Genomic DNA, 20272 nt, shown 5'->3' with positions numbered 1-20272 from the left:
TCATCGGGCTACCTGAAATATGGGGCGCGCTCGAATGTGCTATTCCCCAGCCCCTTCTTCCGCCATCCCTTCTTCTGCCGTTGTCCCGTGAACCCCCAGCTCAGGCAACACCAACTCGCCCAGTTCGGCCAGGGGCGGCAGGGATTCGAGGGTGTCGATTTGCAAATCGGTGAGGAAGGTTTTGGTGGTGGCCCACAGGCTGGGGCGGCCGATGGTATCGCGTTTGCCCACGCTTTCTATCCAGCCGCGTTCCTGCAGGGTTTGCATCACGTTTTGCGACACCGCTACGCCGCGGATGGCTTCGATGTCGCCGCGCGTTACCGGCTGACGGTAGGCGATGATGGCCAAGGTTTCCATCACGGCGCGGGAGTAGCGCGGCGTGCGCTGCTCTTCCAGGCTGCCGAGCCGCTCGAAGGCGGCAGAGGCTACCTGAAACCGCCAGCCCTCATGGGTGCGCACCAGTTGTAGTGCCCTACCCTGCCAGCGTTGCTGCAGGGCTTCGAGCACGTCTTCGAGCTTATCGGCAGAAAGCGGCGGCTCGCACAGGGCGCGCAGGCGGCGTTCGAGCAGCGGTTCGGGCTGGGTGAGCAACGCGGCTTCGATCAGGCTTTCGGGGGAAAGGGTTTGTGGCATGGGTGGCGTGTTTTTCCGATGGTTTGGACAATAGATGCAGGGCTTACGGTTTGTAGTTTTTCAGGTAGCCTCAAAGCCGATAAAGGCTACCTGAAAAATGCAGGTCGGTACTGCATTGGGCTCACGCTTCAGCTTCGCAGAAAAGCCGTTGGAGCTTTTTCAGGTAGCCTTCAACTTATTGATTACTCTTGATACATATAGTTGGCCCGTTTGATGTGGCACAGCAGCTCGTAGGAAATCGTCCCGGCGGATTGGGCCACGGTGGCTACGGAAACGGCGTCGCCCCACAGTTCCACTTCGCTGCCCACGCCTTGGTGGTGGTCGAGCTCGACAGCGAGCATGTCCATGCTCACGCGGCCGATGAGGCGGCTGGGCTGGCCGTTTACGGTGAGCGGGCAGCCGTTTTGCGCGGTACGGGGGTAGCCATCGGCATAACCGCAGGCGGCAATGCCGATGCGGGTGGAGCGTTCGGTGACGAAGGATGCGCCGTAGCCGACGGGTTCGCCGGGCTGGAGGGTGCGTTCGGCAAAGATGCGGCTGGTGAGGCGCATCACGGGTTTGAGCTCGGGGCAGGCGCCGGGGAAGGGCTCGATGCCGTAGAGGGCGATGCCGGCGCGCCCCCAGTCGCGGCGGGCGGCGGGGTGGGCGATGATGGCGGCGGAGTTGGCGAGGCTCTGTGCGCCAGATAAGCCGGCCACGGCGGTGTCGAAGGCGGCCAGCTGGGCGGCGGTCATCGCTTGTTCCGGCTCGTCGGCGCGGGCGAAGTGGGTCATGTTCACAATGTGCGCCACCTGCGGGCTTTGCCGCAGGGCTTGGTGGGCAGGGGCGAAGTTTTGCGGGAAGAAGCCCACACGGTGCATGCCGGAATCCATTTTCAGCCAAACGGTTACCGGCTCACGCCAGCGGTGCGCCAGCAAGCTTTCGAGCTGCCATTGGTTTTGTACGCCCGGCCACAGGCGATATTCGTCTACCGCAGCGTATTCGGCTGGCTCAAACACGCCTTCGAGCATCACGATGGGGGCGCTGATGCCGGCTTGGCGCAGTTCGATGCCCTCATCCAGCGTGGCCACGGCGAAACCGTCGGCCAAATCGGCCAGCGCACGGGCGCAGCGCACGGCGCCGTGGCCGTAGGCATCGGCTTTCACCACGGCGAGCATTTTGTTGCCGTGCAGGCGTTTGAGCAGTTGGTAGTTGTGGCGCAGGTGGCTGAGGCGGATGGTGGCGGTGAGCGGGCGCATGGCGGGTCTCTCTTCTCTATCGGTTAGGATTGGTATGGGTTTCAGGTAGCCTGTGAGGCTATCTGGAATTTTGTTCTGACTGAAGTTTTGCTTTCAAACAGCCTTGTCTGAATACGGCAGGCTACCTGAAAAATAAATACGGCATCAACGGCCTGTAACGGCCGCTTGGCCGAACTTGAGGCTACCTGAACATTTCAGGTAGCCTTTTAAAATCGGCCGCTGGAGGTGGTCAAACATCCTCTGCGGCCAATCTGCCTACTGTATCCGGATGGAAATAAAGCTGTTTTGGTGCAGTTGCTGGAGCAAGCCCTGCATGGCGGCCTGGGTTTTCTGCTCGGCAATGGCATCGTGCACACCGGCGCGGATACGGGCATCGGGCGTATTCGGTTTGCCGGCTTCCACCAGGCGGATAACGTGCCAGCCGAACTGGGTGTGCACCGGCTGGCTCACCTGGCCGGGCTTCAGGCTGCGCATGGCGCGTTCGAATTCGGGCACGGTTTCGCCTTCGGAGAGCCAGCCCAAATCGCCACCGTTAGCGGCGCTGCCGTCTTGCGAATATTGGCGTGCCAGGGCGGCAAAGTCTGCGCCGCGCTGTGCGTCTTGCGAGAGGCGCTGAGCAAGCCGTTGGGCGCGCTCGCCCTGGCTGGCAATCAGGATGTGCTGGGCGTGGTAGCGGGTTTTAGGCTCGGCCTGCGGCAGGGCGATGCCTTGGGCGCGGGCACGGGCGATGGCAGCGTTGATTTCATCTTCGCTCACTTTGGCTTCGGCTGCAGTGTACCCCTGCAACATGCGCTGGGAAATCATGCTGTCGCGCACTTGACGGCGCAGGTCGGTTTTACTGATGCCGAGGCGGGCTTGGGCAGCCTCATACTGCGCCACGTTTTGGCGGCGGGAAGCGGCGATGCGGGCGATTTCGGCTTCCACTTCGGCATCGGGCACTTGGACATTGTTGCGCCGGCCGGCCTGCACCAAGAGCGATTGGTTTATCAGCTGCATCAGGGCTTGCCGCTGCACAGCCGGATCGTTGGCCGATCCGTTGCCGTGGAATTGTGCCACGGCTTGGTCGAGCTCGCGCCGGGTGATGACTTCGTTGTCCACCACGGCCACGATGTTGTCAACCGACTGTACGGTGTCGGCCGGGGCGATCTGGGCAGGTGCTCTCTGAATTGGCGCTCTCTGAGCACGCGTTCTCTGGGCAGGTGTCCTCTGAACCTGTGTTCTCTGAGCCGGAGCTGCTTGAGCCGGGGCTACCTGAAAAGCCAGGCTCATGCCCAGCGCCAGTGCCAAAGTTTTCATTTTCATTTGCGCATTACCTCATCAATATTGGTGTAGCCAGGAATCGACTGGCGGAGTTGCTCGAAAGGATTGTTGCCCAGGCTGCTCAAGTCGCGCAGGCGCAGCTGGAGGAAAAAGGAGTTTTTGCTGGAATTCACGCCGTTCACATAATGCTGGCCGACAGCGCTCAGGCTCCAGCAGCCGCAGCCGCTGACGTATTCCATGCCCAAAAGGTGTTCCACCGGCTTATGCTCGCTGAAGGAATAGCTGTGGCGGCCGACAAGGTATAGGTTGCGGTTCACCGGCCATTGGAAATACACGTCTGCCCGGCGTACTTTGCCGTATACGTCGTCGTAAATTTCGCCGTGGCGGCGGTATTGGTAGCGCGCACCCACGGTTTTGCCGGGCTCCGGGCTGTAGCGCAGGCCGAAATGATATTTGGCCGCGGCATTTTGGCTGGTGTCGTAGTGCACTTCGCTGTTCAGCCAGATATTGTCGGTTACCCGGCCGTCGGCAAAGGCCAGCAAATCGGAATGGCCGCTGCGCCGCTGCACGCGGCTGCCGTCGAGCAGCACATCGTCGCGGGTGAAATACAGGCGCTGGCCGAGGCCGGCGGAGAAACGCTCTTCGCCGTTTTTGGCGTCATACAGGCGGGTTTGCACGGCCATGGTGAGGAAGTTGGCGGCATTGATGCGGTCGTGGCCGGAGAAGCGGTTTTCACGGAACAGCTGGCTGTAGTTGAAACTGTTTTCGGCGGTATCGAACAGCGGAATGTCGTTTTGCTGCTTGGTGGGGATGTAGGTGTAGAACAGACGCGGCTCTAAGGTTTGCACATAATCTCGCCCCTGCCAGCTGGCCGGCCGCTCGAACACCATGCCGCTATCCACGCTGAAGGTGGGCAATATGCGGCTGAAATTGCGCGCCGGTGCGCCGTTGTGGCTGTCGAGGCTGTAATAAGTGGCGTGCAGGCCGAGCTTGGGGCGGATATAGCCCCAGCTGCGGTTGAATTCCGCGCTCACGCTGGGGTTGAGCACCAAACGGCTGCCTTCCTGTTTGCTGTCGTGGCGGAAGTTGCTGTATTGGCCGAACATTTGCAAGTTGACGATGCCGAAACGCTTCTGCCATTGGCTGCTTAGGCGCGGCAACAGGGAATAAGGTTGGTCACCTTTGTAGCCGTCGGCATTGGCCAGGGTTTGGTATTTCTGCACGGTGGCATAGCTGTCGAAGCGGCCGGTCCACAATTCGGTTTGGTGGCGCAACCACAGCTGGCGGTTGAGGTTGACATTGGTGGCAATGTCGGTACGGTTGTAGAAATCGCGGTAGTAATCGTCGTCGGATACTTGGTGGAAATCCACGCCGCCGCTGAGGGTGCGGCTGAATCGGTGTTGGTGGTTCCAATCGACTTTGCTGCGGGTGTCGTATCGGCTGAGCTGGTCTTTCGGCAGCACGGCCAGGCTGATATCGCCCTGGTATTTGGGCTGCAGATAGCGGAACTGTCCGGCCAGCTGCAGGCCGCGCCGACTATAGAGTTTGGGCGTAAGCGTGAGGTCGTAATTCGGAGCCAGGTTGAAATAATAGGGAACGGTGATTTCTGCGCCGTCGGAACCGGCTTTAAAGGTGGGCACTAAAAAGCCGCTTTTACGGTTGCCGTTGAGTGGAAAATCAATCCACGGCGTGTAAAACAGCGGCACGCCGCCCACCACCAGCGAGGCATGGCGCGCCACGCCCACATTGCGTTCATAATCCGCCTCAATGCTTTTGGCACGGATATACCAGCTCTCATCGCCCGGATTACACGTGTTGAAACGGCCGTTTTCCAATCGGTAACGGTTTTCACCGTCCATACGCAGGGTTTGGCTGGTGCCCTGCAGGCGGCGGCCGCTGCTGCTTTCGGCTTCAAAGCGGGCATTGGTGGCCTCGCCCTGGCGGGTGTCCATCTTATAACGCAGTCTCTCGCCGCTCACGCGCCCGCCGCCCTGCTCCAAGGTGAAGCGCTCGCCTGCCTGCACGGTATCTTGCGGCTGGTTGTAGTCAATCCATTGCGCATTGAGCACCTGGTTGCCGCGCTCCACCACCACATCGCCCTCGGCGCGCACGCGCACATCGCTCTGACCGATCACACGGTCGGCATTCACGCGGATGGCACCTTCGGCCAACGCGCCTTCGCCGCTGGTTTTCACCGGTGCAATCATCTGTTTGGGCGCGTCCGGCCGGTGGCAGGCCGCACCGCCCTCTGCCGCCAGCGACAAGGGCTCGGCCTGCAGCATGGCCGGCAGGCTCAAACCGGCCAGCACAGCGGCCGCCATCGGGCTCAATCGGAAAAAGCAAAACAAAGAATCACCCCAATTTTTTACAGCGGGTTTAAAATGGCGCATATTTTAACCCGAAAAACATCATGGAACGAGAAAAAGAATTGCAAAACTGGCTGCAGAAACGTTATCCGCAGCGAAGTTTCACCCTTTCCTTCGCCGCAGCAGATGCCGATTTCCGCCGCTATTTCCGCGCCGTATTCGAAAACGGCGAGAGCGTGGTCTGCATGGACGCGCCGCCCGACAAAATGAGCATCGAGCCTTATTTGCGCGTGCGCGAGATTTTTGCCGCCGTGCATGTGCCGCAAGTGTTCCACCACGATATCGAACACGGTTTCGCCGCCTTGGAAGACTTCGGCAAAGTGCCCTACCTGGCCGCACTGGAGCACGACACCCGCCCCGAAGTGCAGCGTGCCCTGCTTTTGGACGCACTCGACACGCTGATTGAATTGCAAAAATCCAGCCGCCCCGGCGTGCTGCCCGAATACGATGAAGCCGTGATGCGCCGGGAAATGCAGCTGTTCCCCGATTGGTTTATGGCCAAAGAGCTGGGCAAAAGCCTGAACTTCAAACAGCAGCAGCTGTGGCGGCAAACGCTCGATACCCTCCTGCCCGTGCTGACCGCCCAGCCGCAAGTGTATGTACACCGCGACTTCATCGTGCGCAACCTGATGCTCACCCCGGGCCGCCCCGGCGTGCTGGATTTCCAAGACGCGCTCTACGGCCCGATTACTTACGACCTGGTTTCCCTCCTGCGCGACGCATTTATCGAATGGGGAGAGGAGTTTGTCATCGACCTGGCCGTGCGCTACTGGGAAAAGGCCCGAGCCGCCGGCCTGCCCGTACCCGCCGATTTCGACCGCTTCTACCGCGATTTCGAATGGATGGGCGTGCAGCGGCACTTGAAAGTGGCCGGCATTTTCGCCCGCCTGTGGCACCGCGACGGCAAAGGCAAATACCGCCCCGAAATCCCCCGCTTCCTCAACTACCTGCGCCGTACCGCCCGCCGCTACCGCGAACTCGCCCCGCTCTACACGCTCTTACTCGAGCTGGTGGGCGATGAAGAGCTGCAAACCGGCTACACGTTCTAGATTCTGCTTGCAAATCCATTTTCAGGTAGCCTCAAACCAAATTAAAGAGGCTACCTGAAACGGATAACAGCCATCCATACCGCCCAACTTCTTCTTAAATTTTCAGGTAGCCTCCCCGGCGCAAAGGCTACCTGAAAATTCAAAGAAGCCAAATCCCGCCTGCGGTATTAAATCGGCCATCGCCGCTATATAATCCAACCATTTCCACACACGCCGAAACCAATTATGGATTTAACCAACCATTTCCTCATCGCCATGCCCGATATGCAGGATAATTTCTTTGCCGAAAGCGTGGTGTATGTTTGCTCCTATTCCGCCGAAGGCTGCATGGGCGTGATCATCAACAAGCCCTCGCCGCTGCCGCTGCGGCAGATTCTTTCCGCCCAGCAGCACACCGCGCCGCAGCATCTGTTTGACGACTGCATTTTCCTGGGCGGCCCCGTTCAGGTGGACCGCGGGTTTGTGCTGCACAGCCCGGCGGGCAACTGGACGAGCAGCATCATCGTGAGCGACAACCTCGCGCTCACCTCCTCCGGCGACATCCTTCCCCACCTGCACGACGAACAAAGCGTGAAGCAGGCTATGCTGTTTATGGGCTACACCGGCTGGAGTGCCGGCCAGCTCGAGCGCGAGCTGGCGGAAAACAGCTGGCTCACCGTGCCTGCCAGCGAGCACATCATGTTCGGCATGCCGCACGAGCAGCGCTACCACGCTGCCATGTCGCTGCTCAACATCGCCCCCGAACAACTCATTCGAACCGGCGGCCATGCTTAATATCCCGCACGGTACCACACTGGCCTTCGATTTTGGCGAAACCCGCATCGGCGTGGCGCAGGGCGATGCCGAAGTGGGCATCGCCCACCCGCTGGCCACCGTCAGCGGCGAGGGCAACGACAAAAAGTTCGCCGCCATCGCCGCCCTGGTGGCCGAATGGCGGCCGGTGCAATTCGTGGTGGGGCTGCCGCTTTCCACCGACGGCAGCGAACACGAAATGACCCGCTTGGCCCGAAAATTCGGCCGCCGACTTAACGGCCGCTTCGGCCTGCCCGTGTATTGGGCAGACGAGCGGCTCACTTCGCTCTACGCTTCCGAGCTCCTCAACCAAACCGGCCTGCGCGGCCGCAAACAAAAGCCCGTGCTTGACCAAGTGGCCGCGCAGGCGATTTTGCAGGGCTTCTTTGAAGGGGGCTGGGTGGAAGAGTTTCACGGCTAACAATATAAGACTACCTGAAAACAGGAATGAGGTTTCAGGTAGCCTTTGGACGTAAAGCAGGCATACGGCCAAACCGTTTTGCACTGCACACCGCCCGACAACTTCCACATTCCTCATTCCAACAAAAGGATAAAACATGAAACACAGCAAAATGAAGCTGAAAACCTGGGCAGCCGCCCTGATACTGCTTCCCGCCGTGGCACTGGCTGCGCCTGCCCAACGCGGCGGAGAAATCGTTTCCTTCGGCACACCGCCCGCAGATTTTGAAACCGGCTATCAGGCTTCGCAGGGCGGGCAAACCATCGTGGAATTGGTGCCAAAAGGGCAAACGGTGCAGAATTGGGAGCGGATGGTTACCCTACAAACCTTCGCCGGCGACACCCGCTCGGTAATCGATTTCCGCCGCGCGGTGTCGGACGGCTGGCGGAGCGCCTGCCCGGGCGGCAACACAATCAATCTGAGCGAAGGGCAGGAAAACGGCTATCCCTTCGCTTTGTTGCAAATGAGCTGCGAGCACAACCCGCAAAGCGGCAGGCCGGAATATACTTGGATAAAAGCGATGCGGGGCGAACGCGCGCTTTATGTGGCGCAATACGCTTTCCGCCACCTGCCGAGCCGGGCGGAGATAACCGATACGGCACGCCGACTGCGCGGCATGTCGCTGTGCGATACGCGGCCGGATAGGGCGCGCCAGCATCCTTGCGGCCGTCGTTAGGAGTATGCAAAAGGCTACCTGAAAGCTCACTATATCAGCTTTCAGATAGCCTCTAAGCTGAATGCTGCCGCATTCTTGTCGGGTAGGGAATTGTCTGGTGTAACAAAAGTTGAACTACGGTGATGTAGTAAGAGTTGGCTGAAGTTTTTCAGGTAGCCTGTGGGGGGAAGGGGCTACCTGAAAACTTATGTGCTGCTTCTCGACAGTTCTGAAGCCAAATAGCAATCTGCCCCGATTACTCCGTTTCGTTAGCATGCTTCCCGTTTGGATTTGCAGGTGTGCAGAAGCGCAACGGCTGGGTGTGGAAACATTGTTGCCGTTGGAATCATTCAACCATTTGACGTGTCGGCGGCCTTTGCTGCGGCGGCTTGAAAAAACAGGGCGGGGGGGGTATAATCGCGTCCAATTAGTCGGGGTGCTGCCTTGGGCGGCTGAGAGGATACCCGTTGTACCTGATCCGGTTAGCACCGGCGTAGGGAACTATCAGGCAGAGGATGCGGGCGGCGTGTGCCGTTCGGGTTGCTTTGCCCCTTCCGGAACGGATGGTTTCTTCTCTGCTTTATGCTGCACCCCGGCTTGGTATGCCGGGCTTTTTTGTGCGTGTTTGATACGCGGATCGGCGGAGTAGTTTTTCAAATATAGAGAGGAAACAATTTGATGGAACGGCAGGCAGATAAACTTTCGGTTACCGCTTCGGCGGTGATTTGGTTTGGGGCGGCGGTGTCGGTGGCGGAAATCCTCACCGGCATGCTATTTGCGCCATTGGGTTGGCGCATGGGTCTTTTGGCGGTGGCTATCGGCCACATCATCGGCGGGATGCTGTTTTACCTAGCGGGGCTGATCGGGGCGCAAACGGGGCGCAGTGCGATGGAAACGGTACAGCTTTCCTTCGGCCGTCGCGGCTCGCTGCTGTTTGCTGCTGCCAATGTGGTGCAGTTGGTGGGCTGGACGGCGATTATGATTTTCACCGGGGCGCAGGCTTCGGCGGCGCTCACGGCGGGCTGGAGCGGCGCGCAGACAGTTTGGAGCGTGATTATCGGCGCACTGATTCTGCTGTGGCTGCGTATTGGAATGCGGAATTTCAGCAAAATCAATTTGGTGTCGATGGGCACGCTGTTTGCGCTCACGCTGTGGTTGAGTGTTCAGGTAGCCTCCGGCGAACCAGCGGCAGCCGGGCAGGCAGATGCGGAAGCGATGAGTTTCGGGCTGGCGGTGGAGCTGGCGGCGGTAATGCCGCTGTCGTGGCTGCCGCTGGTGTCGGACTACACCCGCCGCGCAGCCAAGGCGCAGGCGGCCACGCTTTCGGCTACGCTGGCTTATTTCTGCACCAGCTCGTGGATGTATGCCATCGGGCTGGCAGCGGCGCTGTTTGCCGGGCAGAGCGAAATTGCGCCGATGCTGCAATATGCCGGGCTGGGCGCGGCGGGGATTTTGGTGGTGGTGTTGTCCACGGTGAGCACGACGTTTTTGGATGCGTATTCGGCCGGGGTGAGCTTTCACAGCATCAGCAGCCGCTTTGGTGAAGTGGCGGTGGCAGCGGCGGTTACGCTGCTGGGCACGCTGCTGGCGCTGGTGCTCGATGTGAGCCGCTTTGAAGGGTTTTTGTATTTTATCGGCTCGGTGTTTGCGCCGATGATTGCGGTACAGATTGCGGATTATTTTGTGCTGAAACGCAAACCGGCTTCGGGGGAAGTGGATTGGGTGAGCCTGGCCTTGTGGCTGGCGGGCTTTGTGTTCTACCGCCAGATGCTGAAATGGCAGCCGCCGCTGGGCACCACGCTGCCGGTGATTGCAGCCACGTTTGCGCTGACGCTGCTGGTGCGCAAGTTGCTGCCCTCGGCAGGCAAAGCGGCAGTGCATAAGGGCTGAGCCAGGCAGAAAATAGACCAAGCCACACGCTTTCGATACTCGGCGGCAAGCGGCAAATAGCACAGGCAGTGCGGCACGGCAAGCCAACCCGGTCGGATAGCATATGGATTGGCTAATAAGGCTACCTGAAACCCGATTTGCTTTTTCAGGTAGCCCTTCGCGCATTCAATTCCCACCCAATCCGCTATATAATGCCCCATCCCAATTCCCAGCCCGGCGCATATCATGAGCAAGCTCACCAAACCCATCGTCCTCCTCATTCTCGACGGCTTCGGCCACCGCCCCGAAGGCGACGACAACTCCGTCCTCCTCGCCAACACCCCCAATCTCGACCGCCTCAAAGCCCAATACGCCTACGGAACGATTGATGCCTCCGAACGCATGGTGGGCCTGCCCGTCGGCCAGTTCGGCAACTCCGAAGTGGGGCATTTGAACATCGGTGCCGGCCGCGTGGTGGCGCAAGACATCACCCGCATCGACATGGCCATCGAAAACGGCTCGCTCGCGCAAAACCCCGCCCTCACCGCCGCCTGGCAAAGCCCCACGAAAACCGTGCACCTGCTCGGCTGCTTCTCCGACGGCGGCGTGCACAGCCACATCAACCACTTCTTCGCCGTGGCCGATGCCGCCCTGGCCGCCGGCATGCAGAAAATCGTGTTCCACCCCTTCCTAGACGGCCGCGACACCCCGCCGCAAAGTGCGGAAGGCTACCTGAAAACCCTGCAAAGCTATTGCGAACAGCATCCGCAAGTGAAAGTGGGCTGCGTGGTCGGCCGCTTCTTCGCCATGGACCGCGACAACCGCTGGGAGCGCGTTGAGCAGGCCTACAACGCCCTGTTCGGCCAAGCCCCGTTCCGCGCCGATACGCCGCTGCAAGCCCTGGCCGCCGCCTATGAACGCGGTGAACACGACGAATTCGTGCAGCCCACCGTCATCGACCCAGCAGCCGCCCTGCACGACGGTGATGCGGTTGTCTTCATGAACTTCCGCGCCGACCGCGCCCGCGAGCTCACCCAAGCCCTGCTGTTCGACGATTTCCAAGGCTTCCCGCGCCAACAGCGCTTCCGCCCCGGCTATTTCACCTCGCTCACCAGCTACGGCAGCCAATACCGCTTCCCCGTGCTGTTTGCCCAAGAAAGCATCCGCAACGGCTTGGGCGAATACCTGTCTGCCCAAGGCATCAGCCAGCTGCGCATTGCCGAAACCGAGAAATATCCGCACGTTACCTACTTCCTCAGCGGCGGCCGCGAAGAGCCCTATCCCGGTGAAGAGCGGATCCTCGTGCCCTCGCCCAAAGTCGCCACCTACGATTTGCAGCCCGAAATGAGCGCGCCGCAAGTGTGCCAACACATCCTCGACAGCCTCGCCGCCAAACGTTTCGACGTGATTCTGTGCAACTTCGCCAACGGCGACATGGTCGGCCACAGCGGCATGCTGGCCGCCACCATCAAAGCGGTGGAAACGCTCGACGACTGCGTGGGCAAAATCGTGGCTGCCGCCCAGGCAGCCGGCGGCGAAGTGCTGATTACCGCCGACCACGGCAACTGCGAGCAGATGTTCGACCCTGCCAACGGCCAGCCGCACACCCAGCACACCACCAACCCCGTGCCCTTCCTGTATGTCGGCCGCCCCGCCCGCATCAAAGCCGGCGGCGCACTGAAAGACATCGCCCCCACCCTCCTCGCCATGCTCGGCCTGCCCAAGCCGCAGGAAATGAGCGGCGAGAGCCTGATTGAGTTTGTTTGACTGCCCAGCAGCAGGCTACCTGAAAGCTTTCAGGCAGCCTCCCCCCGCCATGAGCTTCCTCACCATCCTCGCCCTCGCCTTCGGCATGTCTATGGACGCCTTCGCCGCCGCCATCGCCCAAGGCGCCGCCATCGGCACGCCCACCCGCCGGGGCACGCTGCGCACCGCCGCCGTGTTCGGCAGCGTAGAAACCCTCACCCCGCTCATCGGCTGGGCAATCGGCTCCGTGGCACAACGCTACATCGCCGATTGGGATCACTGGATCGCCTTCATCCTGCTGCTCCTGCTCGGCCTGCGCATGATTTACGGCGCGCTGCAGCCGGAACAGCCCGCCAGGGAACAATCTGCAGAGGCGCAGCCCGAAAGCGACCAATCCCGCCGTCGCCCGCCGTCGCCGCTGATGCTTGTCACCATCGCCTTCGCCACCAGCATCGACTCCATGATCGTCGGCGTCGGCCTGGCCTTCCTCGAAGTCAACATCCTGCTCACCGCCCTCACCATCGGCCTGGCCACCACCATCATGGCCGCCATCGGCCTGCGTTTGGGCAACCTCCTGGGCAGCGCCATCGGCAAACGCGCCGAAATCCTCGGCGGCCTCGTCCTCATCGGCATCGGCACCCTCATCCTCGCCGAACACCTCCATTTCCTCTAAACCCTTTTCAGGTAGCCTCTCCTTTTTCAGGTAGCCTCATGAAGCACAAAATCCTTATCCTCCTCGCCCTCCTTTGCAGCGCCCTGCCCGCCGCCGCCGCACCCAAAGACGACCTGCGCCAAGTGCAGCGCGCCATCGGCGAGAGCAACCGCAAACTCCAACAGCAGCAAAGCGAACAACGCCAGCTGCAAAGCAATATCCGCCAAACCCAAAGCGAACTCGACACCGTGCGCCGCGAGCTCGACCGTCTCACCCGCAACCGCCAAACCGCCTGGCGCGAACTGCAAGCCATGCAGGCCAAGCTCGACAGCCTGCAAACCCGCATCCAAAACACCCAAGCCCAAGCCGCCCGCCTGCTCAACAGCCGTTATCGCAACCAGCAGCCCAACGCCGTAACCCTGTTCCTGCAAAACGCTGACCCCCAGCAAAAAGGCCGCCATCTCGAATACCTGCGCCACCTCAACCAAGCCAACGCCCAAGCCCTCACCCAGCTGCAACACAACCGCCAAGAGCTCAAACAGCAGCAAGACAGCATCAACGAGCAGCTCAAGCGGCTCGACGCCCTCAAACGCCAGCAGCAAACCACCGCCGCCCGACTCGGCCGCCAGCAGCAACAGCAACAACGCCAACAGCAAAGCCTCGAGCAAGACATCAGCCGCGAAACCGCCAAGCTGCAAACCCTGCGCCAAAACGAAAGCCGCCTCAACGGCCTCATCGCCAGCCTCAGCCGCCGCTCCGCCCAACGGCAGGAAGCCGAACGCCAGCGCCGCGCCCAAATCCTGCGCCAACGCCGCCAGCAGCAAGCCCAACAAGCCCAAAACGGCAACAAACCCGCCCCACGCTCCCAAAGGCTACCTGAAAACGAACACAACGGTTCGAACCAAAGCGATCTCCGCCCGAACGAAACCCGCCCCGCCCCGCCCGAACAGCCGGACACCCCCAACCGCAACACCCTCACCGCCGAAGACCTCGCCCTCGAAGCTCCCGAAGCCCAAGAGCCGCAAAGCCACGGCTTCAGCCGCATGCAAGGCCGCCTGCAACGCCCCGCCGGCGGCAGCATCAGCGGCCGCTTCGGCCAAGCCCGCCCCGGCGGCGGCACCTGGAAAGGCCTCTTCATCAGCACCCCGCCCACCGCCGTGCGCAGCATCGCCGAAGGCGAAGTCGCCTACGCCGCCCCCCTGCAAGGCTACGGCAACACCGTCATCATCGACCACGGCGACGGCTACCTCAGCATCTACATCGGCCTCTCCCAAATCAGCGCCGGCGCAGGCAGCCGCGTATCCGCCCGCCAAACCATCGGCCGCAGCGGCAGCCTCCCCGACGGCGAAAACGGCCTCTACTTCGAAATCCGCTACCGCAACCAAGCCATGAACCCCGCCTCATGGGTAAACTAGCCAAACCGGTAAGCGAAAATTTCAGGTAGTCTTTAGTCCGCGCCAAAGGCTACCTGAAAATATAGTGCCAACAAAGCTCAAACATCCGCCGTATTTCCCAGCCAACCTTGCCATCCACCTCCTTCCAACAATCCATCCCCGCCCCGTTTAACATTTATTTTCCCCCACCCCCTTGCTGGAACAAGCAAATTTGCCTAAAGTTCAGCCTTTCGAGCCACACGGCAGGCTACCTGAAAAAACACAGCTACCGCCACCGCCGATTATCCGGGCTCAGATTAACAAAACCTGAAAGACCAACACCCATTATGTCCAACAACACCTTCAAAAAAATCGCCCTCTACACCCTGGGCACCTTCACCGGCATCGCCGTGAGCCTGAGCATGCAAAGCTTTGCCGAAACCCGCAGCCAGCAGCCCCTGCCGGTGGATTCCCTGCGCACCATGGCCGAAGTGTACAGCCAGGTGAAAGCCAACTACTATCAAGACAAAACCGACGACGAAATCCTCGAAGGCGCGCTCAAAGGCATGGTTTCCAACCTCGACCCGCACTCCGAGTATATGAACCTCAAAGACTACGCCGACATGCAAGAATCCACCAAAGGCGAATTCGGCGGCCTGGGCATGGAAGTGGGCAGTGAAGACGGCTTCGTAAAAGTGGTCTCACCGATTGAAGACACCCCCGCCGAACGCGCCGGCATTCAAAGCGGCGACTACATCATCAAAATCGATGATGCCTCCACCCGCGGCATGAGCGTAAACGATGCCGTGAAGCGTATGCGCGGCGAGCCGGGCACCAAAATCACCCTCACCCTCACCCGCAAAGACGCGCCCCAGCCCATCGTGGTTACCCTCACCCGCGCCGTGATTAAAGTGCGCAGCGTGCGCCACGACATCATCGAGCCCGGCTACGGCTACCTGCGTATCAGCCAATTCCAAGAGCGCACCGTGCCCGCTATGACCGAGGCACTGCAAGCCATGCACCAAACCAACGGCGGCCCGCTCAAAGGCCTGATCATCGACCTGCGCGACGACCCCGGCGGCCTGCTCAACGGTGCCGTGGGCGTATCTGCCGCCTTCCTGCAAAACGGGCAGCTCGTGGTGAGCACCAAAGGCCGTGACGGCAAAGAAAACATGAATCTCAAAGCCCAGCCCGCCGACTACCAAATCGGCAGCAGCAAAGACCCGCTTGCCGGCCTGCCTGCCGAATTTAAAACCATCCCCATCACCGTGTTGATTAACTCCGGTTCCGCCTCCGCCTCCGAAATCGTGGCCGGCGCCCTGCAAGACCACAAACGCGCCGTGATTGTGGGCACGCAAAGCTTCGGCAAAGGCTCCGTACAATCCGTAATGCCCCTTTCCAACGGCGGCGCGCTGAAAATCACCACCCAGCTCTACTACACCCCCAGCGGTCGTTCCATCCAAGCCCAAGGCATCGTGCCCGATGTGGAAGTGGCCGATAAAACCCGCCGTTATGAAAGTCGCGAAGCCGACCTCTCCGGCCACCTGAGCAACCCCAACGGCGGCAACGAAGTGCGCGGCCGCACGCTGAACAACCACAGCGCCGAAAACAAAGCCGCCTCCGAGCCCGCCGCCAAAGACGAGGCCGACAACAACCCCGCCACCCGCTACAAACCCAATCCGGCCAAAGACGACCAACTGCGCCGCGCTTTGGAACTGGTGAAAGCCCCGCAACAATGGCGCGCCGCCCTAGGCCAAGCCGCCACCCGCCCGGCCAAACCGATTGAGCACTAAGCGGATTAAGCAAGCCAACAAAGGCTACCTGAAAATTTTCAGGTAGCCTTTTACGTTGATACGGCCCACGCCACATTTCCCAAAATATAGCGGAATAAAAAAGTAGGGCAAAGCGGCATATACGCAGCACGGCAAAGCAAACCAATGCGCAGCAGCATTCCTTTTCAAGCCGCTATAAATGTCCGCCCCATTGCCTTATATCAACACCCCGGCCGCATCTCCTGGTGTAGAATACAAAGCATTGTATTATAGTGGATTAACAAAAATCAGGACAAGGCGACGAGCCGCAGACAGTACAGATAGTACGGCAAGGCGAGCCAACGCTGTACTGGTTTTTGTTAATTCACTATAAATGGTTTTCAACCCGACAGGAGCTCATACGATGAAACCGATTTATCTCGCCGCCTTCCTACTTGCCGCCTGTGCCGCCCGTCCCAATCCGGCCGACAGCGCCCCGCCGCCCCCCGCCGCCCCTGAGCAGCCTGCCCCCGTGGCGCAGCCTGTTGCCACAGCGCCCAATGTACCTGCAACCGAACTCTCCCGCCACGGCTGGCGCATCACCCGCATCGGCCGCCACGCCGCCAACGGATCGTTGACATTCAACGCCAACAATCGCGTAAACGCCTCGTTCGGCTGCAACTCCCTATCCGGCCACTTCAGCCAACAAGGCCAAACCCTGCAAATCGGCGAGCTCGCCACCACGCTGATGCTCTGCCCGCCGAACGTTCAGGCACAGGAAGAACGGCTCTCAGCCGCCTTTTCCCGCACCGCCGCCTACCGCATCAACGGCAATAAGCTGGAACTGCTCGACCGCAGGCAGCATGTCCTCCTGCAAGCCGAACCGGCACGCTAAGCCCCAATCAGGCTACCTGAAGATGGTTTTTCAGGTAGCCTGATTGGGATTGGGGGGCTGTTGACCGCTGCTTTTCCAAGCGGATTTTTGCCCCAAAGGCAGCAGATTCAAGTCGGAAACCGCAGTAAGGTTGGGCACCTTGCGAGGATTTCCAACGTGGAAGATGCCGTCTTTGGGGTGAAAAGACGCGGAAACCAGTAGTTGCCAACAGACCTTAACATCAGAAAAGATTAGTTAAACCCAGGCACATTGGCTATAATCTGCCCGTTGTTTCCCTTTTATTACTTTTTTAACCAAAAGGAGCATTCCATGCAGAAATTTACTCTCGCCGCCATCACTGCTCTGATGGCTGCCGCCCCCGTCTTCGCCGCACCCGCACAGTCCGATGACTGGCTGCCCGAAGCACAAAGAATCAATCGTGAAATCGTGCGTCAACGGAGTAGCGATGCGCGAGAACTCCAGCTGTTCAACGGCAATCTGGCACAAAACCGCAGCCAAAACCACACTATCCAGCTCCAAGCCGGCAAATCCTATACATTCTTTGCCGACTGCGACCGTCAATGCTCCGACATCGACCTCAAGCTGACCGATAGCAACGGCAAAACCATCAAAGAAGATAACGACGACGACGATAACCCCATTATCAACAGCGCTATTGCAACCAGCGGTACCTACACCCTAACCGCCAACATGACCAAATGCGAAGCCTCCTCCGGCTGCGCCTACAGCATCCAAGCCTTTGAAAACGGCTCATGGCTTCCCGAAGCCCAAAAAATGAACCGTGACATCGTGCGTAGAAAAGATGCCCAAGCCCGCCAAGTTCATCTGTTTAACGGCCGTGCTGCCAAAGAGCAAAATCGCAGCCACCAAGTGCAGCTCACCGCAGGCAAATACTACAGCTTCTTTGCCGATTGCGACTACTCTTGCAACGACATTGACCTCACCCTCAAAGCCGCCGATGGCCGCGTGATTAAAGAAGATAGCGACGACGATGATTCTCCCATGTTCGGCTGGCGTGCCAACCGCACCGGCAGCTACACCCTCACGGTTACCATGCCGAAATGTGACACCGAACAATGCGAATACAGCAGCCAAGTATTCATGGGCACCAAACCCGTTTTTGACCGCTAAACCCGGGCGCCCTTAAAAAAGGCTACCTGAAAATCCGGAGCATCAGATTTTTCAGGTAGCCTCTTTACATGCCCGCGGCGCAGACAACCCATTGCCCACACGGCTTGAATAGCCCGGCAGTCCATTAAAGCATTCCAAACAGCACCAGCCAGATGGCTTGGTATGCCCAACGAATCCTTCGATACGGCCAATATAGTGAATTAACAAAAACCAGTACAGCGTTGGCTTGCCTTGCCGTAACGTGTGTACTGTCTGCGGCTCGCCGCCTTGTCCTGATTTTTGTTAATCCACTATAAAAGGCTACCTGAAAACCAAGCAAAACACTTTTCAGGTAGCCTCTAACATTACTTTGCCGCCGTTTCCGCCTGCCTTGCCTCCCCTTCCCGCAGCAGCTCCTCACGCACGCGCTGGCGGAAACGCCCCGCCGCGAAATGATAGAACGGCTGCGGGCAAAACTGGCGGGCAATCACCGAAGCGGCAATCGACGACACCAGCATCCAAAACAGCAGCGACTGGCTGCCCGTCATTTCCATCACCACCACGCTGGCCGTGAGCGGCGCCTGCGTGGCCGCCGCCAAAAACGCAGCCATACACAGCAAGGCCAAAATCGCCGCCGGGGCTTCCGCACCGGCAATTTGCGCGATGTGTACGCCCAAGAGCGCGCCGATGGCCAGCGAAGGCGTGAAAATACCGCCCGGGATGCCCGCCCAATAGGAAAGCACCGTGGCCGCCCACTTCGCCCCGGCCAGGCCGTAGGCCAAATCCGTCTGCCCGTGCAGCGCGGCCGCCGCCACATCATAGCCCGTGCCGTAGGTTTGTCCGTCAAACAGCACACCCAAGGCGGCCAGCATCAAACCGAACACGCCCGCCAGCCAAACCGGGTGGCGGCGCATCCAATTGCGCCATTGCGGCAACACCAGCCAAGTTGCGCCCTTGCTTAAAAAACGCGCAAACAGACCGCCCGCCACGCCGCACACCACAGCACACAGCAAAGCCCAGCGCAGCATGTGCTCCGCCGGCTGCCCGGCATGAAAGCCATGAAAATAAGTGCTGTTGCCCTCAATCGCCACCAAAAAGAAGCCCGAAGCCAGCACGCCGATAAAAATCTGCCGCTCCCAATGCAGCGACACCGAACGCCCCAGCTCCTCAATCGCAAAAATCACCCCGGCCAGCGGCGCATTGAATGCCGCCGCCAAACCGCCCGCCGCACCGGCCGCCAGCAATTCCTTGTCTTGCAAGCGCTTGAATGCCAAATTGTAGCGTTTGCACCAAGAACCCCAGGCCAGCATCACCGCCGCACCCACCTGAACCGAAGGCCCTTCTCGCCCGATGGAAGCACCGGCCAGCATGCCCAAAAACGTGAGCGGGATTTTCCAAACCGTGCGCCCCAAGGCCACCAAACGGTTGCCGCCCTTCACTTTCGGCATCGACAGCATGGCCAACACCTGCGGAATCCCGCTGCCCGCCGTATAGGGCGCATAACGGCGCGTGAGCCACACAATCAGCATCATCGCCGCCGGCAGCACCGCAAACGCCGCCAGCGGATACTGCCGCGACCACTCGCGGTTCAGATGCAGCGCGTAATCCGCCAGCCTGGCAAAACCCAGCGACACCAGCGACACCAAAGCCGCCCCCATCAACAGCAAAACCACCGCCGCCGTTTTGCGCGACAGGCGCTGAGTCTGCTTGATTTTGTGCGACAGCGCCCTGCCGATGCCGCTGCTGAGCTTCAAACCCAATCGTTTCATATTGATCTATCCGTTGCGGCCGGGGAATCTGCCTATTGGCACACGCCATTTCCAAACCGCAATAGCTCGTTAAACTAACAAAACATTTCTTTGCATATTATAGCAAATAGTAATAAAACGGCAGGCTGGTTCGCATTTACGCCGCTCATCCGTTGCAAACTGCCTACCGCCCTGCCAAATAAAAATCTTTACGCTTCAACCCTATCAAACTGAAAAATCCCCATTTGGCGCAAAATATCTTGCCTTTTGGGCACGCTTCCTATATTATCCGCCGTTCCGAACACGGAGTAGTGGCTGAGAGGCTGAAGGCACACCCCTGCTAAGGGTGCATATGGGCTAAAACCTGTATCGAGGGTTCGAATCCCTCCTACTCCGCCAGATTAAAACTCCCCAATCCGCAAGATTGGGGAGTTTGCTTTTGCCTGTTTGATGCGTAAGCTTTCAGGTAGCCTCCAAACCACAGGCTACCTGAAAACTGCGAAGACTGCTTTTTCAGGTAGCCTGCCATCCGGCCTTAAAGCTCATGGGTAGAACATTCCAAGCAAATAGTCTGCCTATTCCGGCAGCCATCCGCTCCATATAACAAAATCAGCCCAGCAACATCGAACCAAATCTATAAAAGCTGCCTGAAAGCCAAATCAAGCAATCTGCCGC

General features: G+C 59.6%; 16 protein-coding genes, 1 tRNA gene and 1 riboswitch. Of the genes, 12 read left to right on the top strand and 5 right to left on the bottom strand.

The features are described from left to right. Nucleotides 1–39: 39 nt before the first annotated feature. The 4 genes from scpB to A7Q00_RS09810 all read right to left on the bottom strand — a co-directional run bounded on the left by scpB (nt 40) and on the right by A7Q00_RS09810 (nt 5452). Entirely contained in the window at nt 40–633 is a 594-nt protein-coding gene (gene scpB, locus A7Q00_RS09825) for an SMC-Scp complex subunit ScpB (protein WP_064090369.1), read from the bottom strand. A gap of 182 nt (nt 634–815) precedes the next feature. Beyond that, complete coding sequence (gene alr, locus A7Q00_RS09820) at nt 816–1871, bottom strand: alanine racemase (protein WP_064090368.1); 1056 nt, start codon at nt 1869–1871, stop codon at nt 816–818. A 255-nt stretch (nt 1872–2126) separates the two neighbouring features. Continuing rightward, nucleotides 2127–3173 carry a peptidylprolyl isomerase gene (locus A7Q00_RS09815; RefSeq protein WP_245637558.1) on the bottom strand — a complete coding sequence of 349 codons (1047 nt, stop codon included), beginning with the start codon at nt 3171–3173 and terminating at the stop codon, nt 2127–2129. Continuing rightward, the gene (locus A7Q00_RS09810; RefSeq protein WP_064090499.1) at nt 3170–5452 is read right to left on the bottom strand and encodes an LPS-assembly protein LptD; all 2283 of its coding nucleotides are present in this window, start codon (nt 5450–5452) and stop codon (nt 3170–3172) included. Before A7Q00_RS09810 ends, A7Q00_RS09815 begins: the two co-directional genes overlap by 4 nt. Nucleotides 5453–5541: 89 nt before the next feature. Between A7Q00_RS09810 and amgK the strand changes: the two genes are divergently transcribed. The 11 genes from amgK to A7Q00_RS12975 all read left to right on the top strand — a co-directional run bounded on the left by amgK (nt 5542) and on the right by A7Q00_RS12975 (nt 17870). Next, complete coding sequence (gene amgK / locus A7Q00_RS09805; protein ID WP_064090367.1) at nt 5542–6546, top strand: N-acetylmuramate/N-acetylglucosamine kinase AmgK; 1005 nt, start codon at nt 5542–5544, stop codon at nt 6544–6546. Between the two features lie 225 nt (nt 6547–6771). After that, entirely contained in the window at nt 6772–7320 is a 549-nt protein-coding gene (locus tag A7Q00_RS09800; RefSeq protein WP_064090366.1) for a YqgE/AlgH family protein, read from the top strand. Beyond that, complete coding sequence (gene ruvX, locus A7Q00_RS09795) at nt 7313–7759, top strand: Holliday junction resolvase RuvX (RefSeq protein WP_064090365.1); 447 nt, start codon at nt 7313–7315, stop codon at nt 7757–7759. The genes A7Q00_RS09800 and ruvX overlap by 8 nt, the downstream gene beginning before the upstream one ends. A gap of 136 nt (nt 7760–7895) precedes the next feature. Beyond that, nucleotides 7896–8474, top strand: a complete 579-nt coding sequence (locus A7Q00_RS09790; RefSeq protein WP_064090364.1) for a hypothetical protein — start codon at nt 7896–7898, stop codon at nt 8472–8474. 401 nt (nt 8475–8875) lie between these two features. Beyond that, a riboswitch (TPP riboswitch) is annotated at nt 8876–8970 on the top strand. 161 nt (nt 8971–9131) lie between these two features. After that, nucleotides 9132–10343, top strand: a complete 1212-nt coding sequence (gene cytX / locus A7Q00_RS09785) for a putative hydroxymethylpyrimidine transporter CytX (RefSeq protein ID WP_064090363.1) — start codon at nt 9132–9134, stop codon at nt 10341–10343. A 225-nt stretch (nt 10344–10568) separates the two neighbouring features. Continuing rightward, nucleotides 10569–12089, top strand: coding sequence for a 2,3-bisphosphoglycerate-independent phosphoglycerate mutase (gene gpmI / locus A7Q00_RS09780; protein ID WP_064090362.1), 1521 nt, complete (start codon nt 10569–10571; stop codon nt 12087–12089). Between the two features lie 49 nt (nt 12090–12138). Then, nucleotides 12139–12741 carry a manganese efflux pump MntP gene (locus tag A7Q00_RS09775; RefSeq protein WP_064090361.1) on the top strand — a complete coding sequence of 201 codons (603 nt, stop codon included), beginning with the start codon at nt 12139–12141 and terminating at the stop codon, nt 12739–12741. Between the two features lie 38 nt (nt 12742–12779). Further along, nucleotides 12780–14135: a murein hydrolase activator EnvC family protein gene (locus A7Q00_RS09770; RefSeq protein ID WP_064090360.1), complete on the top strand. Its 1356-nt coding sequence runs from the start codon at nt 12780–12782 to the stop codon at nt 14133–14135. 305 nt (nt 14136–14440) lie between these two features. Further along, on the top strand, nt 14441–15886 hold the full coding sequence (locus A7Q00_RS09765; protein ID WP_064090359.1) for a S41 family peptidase: 1446 nt from the start codon (nt 14441–14443) through the stop codon (nt 15884–15886). A 382-nt stretch (nt 15887–16268) separates the two neighbouring features. Continuing rightward, entirely contained in the window at nt 16269–16739 is a 471-nt protein-coding gene (locus tag A7Q00_RS09760) for an META domain-containing protein (RefSeq protein WP_064090358.1), read from the top strand. Between the two features lie 309 nt (nt 16740–17048). After that, nucleotides 17049–17870, top strand: a complete 822-nt coding sequence (locus A7Q00_RS12975) for a hypothetical protein (protein WP_082887820.1) — start codon at nt 17049–17051, stop codon at nt 17868–17870. Nucleotides 17871–18214: 344 nt separating this feature from the next. Here A7Q00_RS12975 and A7Q00_RS09750 read toward each other — a convergent pair whose 3' ends face one another. Then, nucleotides 18215–19618 carry a chloride channel protein gene (locus A7Q00_RS09750; RefSeq protein ID WP_064090357.1) on the bottom strand — a complete coding sequence of 468 codons (1404 nt, stop codon included), beginning with the start codon at nt 19616–19618 and terminating at the stop codon, nt 18215–18217. A gap of 284 nt (nt 19619–19902) precedes the next feature. On the opposite strand from A7Q00_RS09750, the gene A7Q00_RS09745 reads away from it, so the two are divergent. Next, a tRNA-Ser gene (locus A7Q00_RS09745) sits at nt 19903–19996 on the top strand. Nucleotides 19997–20272: the final 276 nt, after the last annotated feature.

This window comes from Eikenella halliae, assembly GCF_001648475.1.
In the GTDB taxonomy this organism is placed as follows: Bacteria; Pseudomonadota; Gammaproteobacteria; order Burkholderiales; family Neisseriaceae; genus Eikenella; species Eikenella halliae.
This window is presented reverse-complemented; position numbering and strand designations above follow the sequence as displayed.